We start from the raw sequence: 3,016 nt of genomic DNA, 5'->3' as shown, positions 1-3,016 counted from the left end.
CAGGCGCGAAGCTTTTCGCCGAAAAGCTTCGCGCCTGAAGGCGCTCCTACAGGGGGGGTCAGGCGGTCTTGATGACGAGCTTGCGGCCGACTTCCTGGAGGTGGTCGCGCTCGGTCTCGAGGTCCAGGCGGGTCAGGGGATGGCCTTCGAGCCAGCGCTTGGACAGCTTGATGGCGAGCGTGTCGCCGTCGGCCTGCGCTTCGGCCAGGGGCAGCGGGTCGCGGTCGTGGCTGCGGTGCAGCAGGACCGCCAGCCGAAGCAGCAGCGCGATGCGCAGCGTGTTCGGGATCAGGCGGTCCGGCAGCTTCTCGATGCTGCCCAGGTGCACGCCGCGGCGCTGGTTGCGCACCAGGGCCGCTAGGATCTGCTGCTCGGTGCGCGAGAAGCCGGCAATGTCCGAATGCTCGACCACGTAGGCCCCGTGCTGGTGGTACTGGCTGTGCGCGATCGCCAGGCCCAGCTCATGGATGCGCGCCGCCCAGGCCAGCAGGCGGCGATTGTCGCCGTCCAGGCCCCAGGCCGCCTCGACCTGGTCGAACAGCCGCAGCGCCGTCGCCTCGACCCGCGTCGACTGCGCGGCGTCGACGCCGTAGCGATTGCACAGGGCCACGATCGACGCCTCGCGCGGATCGGTCTCGCTGGCGCGGCCGACCAGGTCGTACAGCACGCCCTCGCGCATCGCGTGGTCGCTGACGTACATGCGCTCGATGGCCAGCTCCGAGAAGGCCGCGTCCAGCACCAGCAGGCCGCCGGCGATGATCGGGCGCCGCTCGGCCGACAGGCCCGGCAGCCGGATGTCCTCGAGCCGGTCGAACTCGAGCAGCTTCTCGCGGATCGCGGCCAGGCTGTCGGTCGTGATCGAGGCCTTGGTCAGCTTCAGCGCGATCGAGATGTCGCAGATGGCCTTGATGGTGCCCGACGAGCCCATCGCATCGTGCCAGCCGCGGCGCCGGTAGGCGTTGGCGAACTGCTGGAACTCGGCCGTGATCTCGGTGCGGGCCTCCTTCCAGCGCTTGCGCGAGAGCTTGCCGTCGCCGAAGAAGCGGCGGGTGGTGGCGATGCAGCCCATCTGCAGGCTCTCGCGCTCCACCGCCTCGAAGCCCTGGCCGATGATGAACTCGGTGCTGCCGCCGCCGATGTCCATCACCAGCCGGCGCTTGCCCTCGGGCGGCGGACTGCCGTGGGCGACGCCCAGGTAGATCAGACGCGCCTCTTCGCGGCCGGCCACGATCTCGATGCCGTGCCCCAGCGCGGTTTCGGCCGGCATCAGGAAGCCCTGCGGATTGCGCAGGTTGCGCACGGTGTTGGTGGCGATGGCGCGTACGCGGTGCGGCGGCAGCGTGTTCAGGCGCTGGCCGAAGCGCGCCAGGCAATCGAGCGCGCGCGGCATCACGTCGGGGTTCAGCCCGCCCTGGCCGTCCAGGCCCTCGGCCAGCCGCACCGTTTCCTTGATGCGGTCGACGATGCGCAGCTGGCCCAGCAGGTAACGGGCCACGACCATGTGGAAACTGTTCGAGCCCAGGTCGACCGCCGCCAGCAGGTCGCCATCCTTGAGTGGCTGCTCGGCTTCAGTCGGCATCCGGTGTCATCCGCAGAGTCGGGCGAGTAGCGCGCCCTGCGCAGAATAAGGCATCTCGCCCTCGATCGGCGAGACCCGGCCATAGTGCCCGTCTTCGTGCAGCACCCAGGCGTTGAGGTTGTCGGCCAGGTAGTTGGCCAGCTCCTCGTCGAACACGCGCTCGGCCAGCTTCGGATCCAGGATGGGGAAGCAGGTCTCGACCCGGCGCATCAGGTTGCGCTCCATCCAGTCGGCGCTGGAGCAGAAGATCTCGGGCTTGCCGCCGTTGCCGAACCAGTAGACGCGGCTGTGCTCGAGGAAGCGGCCGATCACCGAGCGGACCTGGATGTTCTCCGACACGCCGGGCACGCCCGGCCGCAGGCAGCAGGCGCCGCGCACGATCAGGTCGATCTTCGCGCCGGCCTGGGAGGCTTCGTACAGCGCGCGGATCACGCTGGGCTCGTTGAGCGCATTCATCTTGGCGATGATGCGGCCGCCCTTGCCGGCGCGGGCCAGCTCGGCCTCGCGCGCGATCTTCTTGAGCAGCGCCGCGTGCAGGGTGAACGGCGACTGCAGCAGCCGGCGCAGCTTGATCTTGGGCGCCAGGCCCGAGAGCTGGTGGAAGATGTCGTGCACGTCGGCGGCGATGTCCGGATCGGCCGTCATCAGGCCGATGTCGGTGTACACGCGGGCGGTGCCGGCGTGGTAGTTGCCAGTACCCAGGTGCACGTAGCGCTGCAGCTTCTTGCCCTCGCGGCGCACGATCAACATCATCTTGGCGTGGGTCTTGTAGCCCACCACGCCGTACATCACCTGCACGCCGGCCTCCTGCAGCTGGTCGGCGAGGCGGATGTTGGCCTCCTCGTCGAAGCGCGCGCGCAGCTCCACCACCACCGTCACGTCCTTGCCGTTGCGGGCGGCCGTGATCAGGTGCTCGATGATCTTGCTGTCCTTGCCGGTGCGGTAGAGCGTCTGCTTGATCGCCAGCACGTCCGGGTCGTTGGCGGCGTGCTGGAGCAGGTCCAGCACCGACTGGAAGCTCTGGTAGGGATGGTGCAGCAGCACGTCGCCCTGGCGCAGGGTGGTGAAGGGCGAGTCCTCGTCCAGTTCGGCCGGGCGCTGGCGGAAGGGGCGGAACTTGAGCTCGGGCCGGTTCACCAGGTCGTAGACCTGGGTGACGCGGTTGAGGTTGACCGGGCCGTTGATGCGGTACACGGCATTCTCGGTCAGGCCGAAATTCTGCAGCAGGATCGCGACGATCGGCTTGGGGCAATGCTCGGCGATCTCCAGGCGCACGGCCGGGCGGAAACCGCGGCTGGCGAGTTCGTCCTTGAGCGCGCTGGCGAGGTTCTCGACCTCTTCCTCGTCCACGAACAGCTCGGAGTTGCGCGTGACCCGGAACTGGTACGCGCCCTTGACCTTCAGCCCCGGGAATAGCTCGTCCACGAAGGCGGTGAG

Annotated in this window: 2 protein-coding genes; both read right to left on the bottom strand. The window is 68.7% G+C overall.

Going from position 1 to position 3,016, the window contains the following annotated elements; genetic code table 11:
• Positions 1-58: 58 nt before the first annotated feature.
• Entirely contained in the window at positions 59-1,579 is a 1,521-nt protein-coding gene (gene ppx, locus VFQ84_RS09335) for an exopolyphosphatase (RefSeq protein ID WP_325131367.1), read from the bottom strand.
• 6 nt (positions 1,580-1,585) lie between these two features.
• The coding region (gene ppk1 / locus VFQ84_RS09330; RefSeq protein WP_325131366.1) for a polyphosphate kinase 1 at positions 1,586-3,016 on the bottom strand (1,431 nt) is incomplete at its 5' end.

The organism is Arenimonas sp., from assembly GCF_035721105.1.
Lineage (GTDB): Bacteria > Pseudomonadota > Gammaproteobacteria > Xanthomonadales > Xanthomonadaceae > Arenimonas.
The sequence above is the reverse complement of the archived record's forward strand: the minus strand, read 5'-3'. Positions and strand labels throughout refer to the sequence as shown.